We start from the raw sequence: 5,512 nt of genomic DNA, 5'->3' as shown, positions 1-5,512 counted from the left end.
CGACATCTGCGTCTATACCAACCACAACATCATTACCGACGAATTGAAGGGCTAAATGCTGCTCCCTCTCCCTGTGGGACTGGAACAGCTCGCGCGAAGCGAGAGAAAGGGTTGGGGTGAGGGCAGCCAAAAAAGCGGCGGAGCTTCCGCTATTGACCTTTATCGCGACCATTTTACCTGCCCAAATACCACCGGGCATACCGCTCGTAACCCCACGCCAGCCCTCCCCCACAGGGGGAGGGAGTCTTTCCGCTGTCCCTCCGCCTTTCGCGCGCTAAACAACCATAGCGCGTGCCAAGGCACACCCTAACAACCCATGACCCCCATCACCACCCGTCTCACCGTCCGCATTGGCGACATCAACTACGGCGGCCATCTCGGCCACGACCGCCTCATCACCCTGCTGCACCAGGCGCGGCTCGACTGGCTGCACGCGCTCGGTGCCGAAGAAACCAACTGCTTCGGCGCCGGTCTCATCATGCGCCATCTCACCTGCGACTACCGCGCCGAAGCCTTCCTTGGCGACGCGCTCGACATCGCCATGCACGCGGGCGACTTGCGCCGCACCGCCTTCACCCTGCATTACCGCGTCTGCCGTGGCGAGACCCTTATCGCCGAAGCCGCGACCGAAATGGTCGCCTTTGACTACCACGCGCACAAAATCATCGCGCTGCCGCCCGCCTTTGCCGCCGCCCTCGCCCGTCTGACCGGAGACCCCGCATGACCCAAAACCCCAACAGCGTCTCGCTCATCCGCAAGGCCATCATCCTGCTGACCGTGCTCATCGTGCTGGTCGTCCTCCTCCTCATCTTCCAGTTCACCGACATCGCCTTCCGCGTCTGGGACAGGTTGCAACACACCCCGCCCGGCTTCCTCGTTTTCTACCTCATCGTCATCAGCCTGATTGCCGCCGCTGGCCTCATCCTCATCTGGAAAATCTGGACGGTGGGGCGCAACCGCCGCCGGGGCAAAGCCGCCGCGCCAGAGCGCAAACGCTTAAGCCTCGAAGAATTGCAGGCGCGCGCCGCCGCCGCCCGCGCGCAAGGGCTGGACACCAGCGCCATTGACGCCGAAATCGACGCCATCGCCACCGAGCCGCAAGAGCTGGAACTCGCCTTCTTCGGCAAAATCAGCACCGGCAAAAGCTCGCTCATCCAGACCATGCTGCCCAATGCCACCATCGACACCTCCATCATCGGCGGCAGCACCACCACCATCGAGCGCTACCACTACGAAAACGCGCGCGGTCTGTCGCTCACCCTGCTCGATATGCCCGGCACGCACCAGGCGGGCGCGGACGGCACCCTCGACCAGGACGTGATGACCGCCGCGCGCCGCGTCCACATCGTCGCCTACGTCATCGACCAGGACCTCACCGAAAGCGACATGATCTCCATCCTCCGCCTGCATGCCTTTGAAAAACCGATGCTGGTCATCCTCAACAAAACCAACCTCTATAACGCCACCGAACTGGACGAACTGAAAACCCGCATCCGCGCCCGCCTGCCGGAAGACATCGCCTTCATCACCGCCGCCAGCGCCTGGCGCCAGCCGGTACGCCGCCAACAGCCGGACGGCACCGCCCTCTGGGAAGCGCGCGAAGTGCCGGGCAACATCAGCGCACTATTACAAAAACTCGCGCAAATGACCGCCGCGCGCGGCACCCTCACCGCGCGCAACCGCGACGCCCTCATCAGCCTCGCCGACGAAACCCTGACGCAGCGCCTCAACCACTACCGCCGCGAACGTGGCGAAGCGATGGTAAAAAGCTATGCGCGCAAAGCCATGCTTGGCGGCGTCGCTGCCGTCGGCCCCGGCACCGACGTCATCATCCAGGGCTACCTCGGCATGGATATGCTGAAAAACCTGACCAAACTCTACAACATCCCCGCGCGCGACATCGACCTGCAAACCCTGGTCGAAGCGGCGAGCAGCAAAGTCAAAACCCACCTCACCGTCATCCTTGCCCTCGCCGGCAACGTCTGCAAAGCCTTCCCCGGCGTCGGCACCGTCATCGGCGGCGTCTCGCACGCCGTCGCCTACGGCCTCATCTTTGAAAGCCTGGGTCGCGCCACCCTGCAAACCCTGGAGCGCGGCAGCGACACCTTCGACAGCCAACACATCATGCAACACTTTGAGGAACAACTAAAAAATGACCTCGAAACACGGGCGCAAAGCCTCGTCCGCCTCGCCCTCAACAGCCGCGAAAAAAGCCGCCAAAGCTGAAGCGCACCAAAAAGCCGTCGCCGCGCGCCGTGCGGGCAAAGCCGAAGCGCACCTGAAAAAAGCGCGCGACAGCGTCATCGCCCTGCTTGACGACAAACGCCTGCCCGACGAGGCCAAGGCGCGCCTCGGCGAAGACTACCGCCAATTGCAGCGCCTGCTCGACAAACTCGAACAAGGCCACGTTTACGTCGCCGCCTACGGCCGCGTCAGCGTCGGCAAATCGGCACTGCTGAACGCGCTTGCGGGCAAAGAAATCTTCGCCACCAGCGTCCTGCACGGCAAAACCCGGCACAGCGAACACACCCTGTGGCAAACCATCGACAGCGGCGGCATCTACCTCATCGACACCCCCGGCATCGACGAAGTCGGCGGCCAAAGCCGCGCCGAACTCGCCGCCCACGTCGCCCGCCAGGCCGACGCCGTGCTGTTCGTGGTGGACAGCGACATGACCCGCGACGAATACCAGGCGCTCATCCAATTACACGAAAAAACCCAGCCGCTCATCCTCGTCCACAACAAAGCCGACCGCCTGACCGCCGCCGACCGCGACAAACTCCTCGCCCACCACCAGCGCCGCGTCGCGGGCATCATCCCGCCTGAGCGCATCGTCGCCGCCAGCGCCCGCCCCGACAGCTACCTGCAAATCACCACCGACGCCGACGGGCGCGAACACGAACAAACCATCCAGCCAGAGCCGGACGTGGACGCGCTCAAAGCCGTGCTGTGGCAACTGCTCGAAGCCGATGGTAAAAGCTATGCCGCGCTCAACGCCAGCGTCTTCGCCGGAAAACTCTCCGAGCGCGTCGGACAAGAAATCGTCGCCGCGCGCCAACACCTCGCCGAAAACATCATCCGCCACTACGCCCTCATCAAAGCCGTCGGCGTCGCGATCAACCCCATCCCGGCGGTGGACCTGCTGGCGCTGGCGGCAGATGCCACCATGATTGTCCACCTCTCGCGCACCTACGGCATCGACATCACCCGCCACCAAGCAGGCGAACTGGTGCGCACCATCGCCATGCAGACCGGATACCTGATGGGCACCGTTTACGGCATCCAGGCACTCTCCTCCGTGCTCAAAGGCCTCACCGGCGGACTCTCCACCGTGCTCACCGCCGGCGCACAGGGCGGAGTGGCCTACTACGGCAGCTACGTCATCGGCAAGGCGGCGGAGCGCTACTTCGCGCAAGGCGCAAGCTGGGGCGCGGGCGGCGCCAAACCCGTCATCGAAGAAATCCTGCGCGATTTGGACAAAGACAAACTCATCCAGGAAGCAAAAAGCAGCATCGCGCAATACCTCGGCAAAAAATAACGCGGCGGACAAACCGCCCTTGCCTGCCCTGCCCGCGCCGCGTTACCCTGCCCGGCGCGGAATCCCCCGCGCAACCCACGAGGAAAACCCATGCAAACCCGCCTCCTGCAACACGCCGCCCTTGCCGCCGCCATTGCCCTCTCGCTACAAACCTTTGCCCTGCAACCCGCCGCTGCGCCTGCCGCACCGCCCCAAGTCCAAGAAGCCATCTACGCCGAAAACGCCATCGAACACCCGGTATGGGCGAAAAACGGCATGGTCGCCTCGCAAGAAGCGCTCGCCTCCGCCATTGGCCGCGACATCCTGCAACAGGGCGGCAATGCCGTGGATGCCGCCGTCGCGGTCGGCTTCGCCCTCGCTGTCACCCTGCCGCGCGCGGGCAACATCGGCGGCGGCGGCTTCATGCTCATCCACGACGCCAAAAAGAACGAAACCATCGCCATTGACTACCGCGAAAAAGCGCCAAAAGCCGCCTTCCGCGATATGTATCTCGACGAAAACGGCAACGCCGACGAAGAGCGCTCGCGTTACCACGGCCTCGCCGTTGGCGTTCCCGGCACGGTCGATGGCCTGCTGCTCGCGCTTGCCGAACACGGCACGATGACGCGCGAACAAGTCCTCGCGCCTGCCATCCGCCTCGCCGAAGAAGGCATCACCGTCACCCCCGGCCTCTCCAACTCGCTGCAAGGACTCGCCGAACGAATGACCAAATGGCCGAGCACCGCCAAAATCTTCTACCACGAAGACGGGCGCGCGCTGCAACCCGGCGAAACCCTGAAACAGCCCGAACTCGCCGCCTCGCTGCGCCGCATCGCCGCACAAGGTCGCGACGGCTTCTACCAGGGCGAGACCGCCGACAAAATCATCGCCGCCATCAAAGGCGCGGGCGGCACCATGACCGCCGAAGACCTGCGCGACTACCACAGCGTCAAACGCGAGCCGGTGCGCGGCGATTACCGCGGCTATGAAATCGTCTCCATGCCGCCGCCCTCCTCCGGTGGCATCCACATCATCCAAATCCTCAACATCCTCGAAGGCTACGACCTGCACGCGAGCGGCGCCAATACCGCCAAAACCATCCACCTCATGGCAGAAGCGATGCAGCTTGCCTACGCCGACCGCGCCGAATACCTCGGCGACCCGGACTTCATCAAAATCCCGGTCAAAGGCCTCATCAGCCAAAAATACGCCGACAGCTTGCGCGCCAAAATTGACCCCGACAAAGCGCGCCCCGGTGCAGAAATCCGCCACAGCGACCCGCTGCCGTACGAAAGCGACCAGACCACGCACTACTCCGTGGTCGATAAAGACGGCAACGCGGTGGCGAACACCTACACCCTGAACTTTAGCTACGGCACAGGCCTCGTCGCCGAAGGCACCGGCATCCTGCTCAACAACGAAATGGACGACTTCTCCGCCAAACCGGGCGTGCCGAACGGCTACGGCCTCATCGGCGGCGACGCCAACGCGGTAGAGGCGGGCAAACGGCCACTCTCCTCAATGAGCCCGACCATCGTCTTCAAGGACGGCAAACCCTTCCTCGTCACCGGCAGCCCCGGCGGCAGCCGCATCATCACCACCGTGCTGCAAATCATCAGCAACGTCATCGACCACGACATGAACATCGCCGAAGCGACGCACGCGCCGCGCATCCACGACCAGTGGACGCCGGACGAAATCCGCGTTGAGCACGCGCTGAATGCCGATACCGTCCGTCTCTTGGAAAACATGGGACACAAGGTCGAACGCAAATCGGCGATGGGCTCAACCCAGTCCATCATGGTCACGCCGGAAGGCCTCTACGGCGCTTCCGACCCGCGCATCGAAGATGCGGCGACGGTGGGCTACTGACACCTGTCTTGCGAGCAAAAAAACCGCCCTCCGGGGCGGTTTTCTTTTAACGACGGCGACGGCTCTTATATAGCCATCCACCGAAAGCCTCATACGGTGTTGCGCCGCTTCGCCGTACAACCG

General features: G+C 63.6%; 5 protein-coding genes. 4 read left to right on the top strand and 1 reads right to left on the bottom strand.

Features of this window, described 5'->3' with window-relative positions:
* The coding region (locus tag Q0349_RS08270; protein WP_298080394.1) for a hypothetical protein at positions 1–199 on the bottom strand (199 nt) is incomplete at its 3' end.
* 117 nt (positions 200–316) lie between these two features.
* Between Q0349_RS08270 and Q0349_RS08265 the strand changes: the two genes are divergently transcribed.
* The 4 genes from Q0349_RS08265 (at position 317) to ggt (ending at position 5,389) form a co-directional block, all read left to right on the top strand.
* Positions 317–724 carry a thioesterase family protein gene (locus Q0349_RS08265; protein ID WP_298080393.1) on the top strand — a complete coding sequence of 136 codons (408 nt, stop codon included), beginning with the start codon at positions 317–319 and terminating at the stop codon, positions 722–724.
* On the top strand, positions 721–2,226 hold the full coding sequence (locus tag Q0349_RS08260; protein ID WP_298080392.1) for a GTPase: 1,506 nt from the start codon (positions 721–723) through the stop codon (positions 2,224–2,226). Before Q0349_RS08265 ends, Q0349_RS08260 begins: the two co-directional genes overlap by 4 nt.
* Positions 2,153–3,538 carry a GTP-binding protein gene (locus Q0349_RS08255; protein ID WP_298080391.1) on the top strand — a complete coding sequence of 462 codons (1,386 nt, stop codon included), beginning with the start codon at positions 2,153–2,155 and terminating at the stop codon, positions 3,536–3,538. The genes Q0349_RS08260 and Q0349_RS08255 overlap by 74 nt, the downstream gene beginning before the upstream one ends.
* A 90-nt stretch (positions 3,539–3,628) precedes the next feature.
* Positions 3,629–5,389: a gamma-glutamyltransferase gene (gene ggt, locus Q0349_RS08250; protein WP_298080390.1), complete on the top strand. Its 1,761-nt coding sequence runs from the start codon at positions 3,629–3,631 to the stop codon at positions 5,387–5,389.
* The last annotated feature ends 123 nt before the right edge of the window (positions 5,390–5,512 follow it).

Source organism: uncultured Cardiobacterium sp. (assembly GCF_938028185.1).
GTDB lineage: Bacteria > Pseudomonadota > Gammaproteobacteria > Cardiobacteriales > Cardiobacteriaceae > Cardiobacterium.
The sequence above is the reverse complement of the archived record's forward strand: the minus strand, read 5'-3'. Positions and strand labels throughout refer to the sequence as shown.

Coding starts and splice junctions, on each gene's coding strand:
- ggt (WP_298080390.1), top strand. CDS start 3,629: ATGCAAACCCGCCTCCTGCAACACGCCGCCCTTGCCGCCGCCATTGCC.
- Q0349_RS08260 (WP_298080392.1), top strand. CDS start 721: ATGACCCAAAACCCCAACAGCGTCTCGCTCATCCGCAAGGCCATCATC.
- Q0349_RS08265 (WP_298080393.1), top strand. CDS start 317: ATGACCCCCATCACCACCCGTCTCACCGTCCGCATTGGCGACATCAAC.
- Q0349_RS08255 (WP_298080391.1), top strand. CDS start 2,153: ATGACCTCGAAACACGGGCGCAAAGCCTCGTCCGCCTCGCCCTCAACA.